Origin of the sequence: Stenotrophomonas sp. SrG (genome assembly GCF_050031795.1) — a bacterium.
GTDB lineage: Bacteria > Pseudomonadota > Gammaproteobacteria > Xanthomonadales > Xanthomonadaceae > Stenotrophomonas > Stenotrophomonas rhizophila_A.
In genome coordinates this window covers 1-233 of record NZ_JBNBBE010001496.1, presented here as the reverse complement: position 1 = coordinate 233, position 233 = coordinate 1, and the positions used below count along the sequence as shown (strand labels likewise).

At 69.5% G+C, this 233-nt stretch carries 1 pseudogene; it reads right to left on the bottom strand.

Annotated elements, in window-relative coordinates:
• Positions 1-233: pseudogene (locus ACQG3P_RS24355) on the bottom strand (cytochrome c oxidase subunit 3); the annotation flags it as partial.

Below are 233 nucleotides of genomic sequence, written 5' to 3'. Positions count from 1 at the left end.
CGCGTGGTGTGCGATGGTGAGGGTGACGCCGGAGGTAAGCAGGCTCAGCGTGTTGATCAGCGGCAGGCCCCCGGCCGGAATGGTCTGGAAGTGGCCACCGATGGCACCCGGGCCGTTGGTCGGCCAGGCGGCCGAATAGCCATCCCCGAGCAGTTCGTTGGTCATCACCCCGTCGCCCTCGCCGCCCCGCCACGGCAGGCCCACGTTGCGGGTGTAGAACAGCGCGCCGAAGA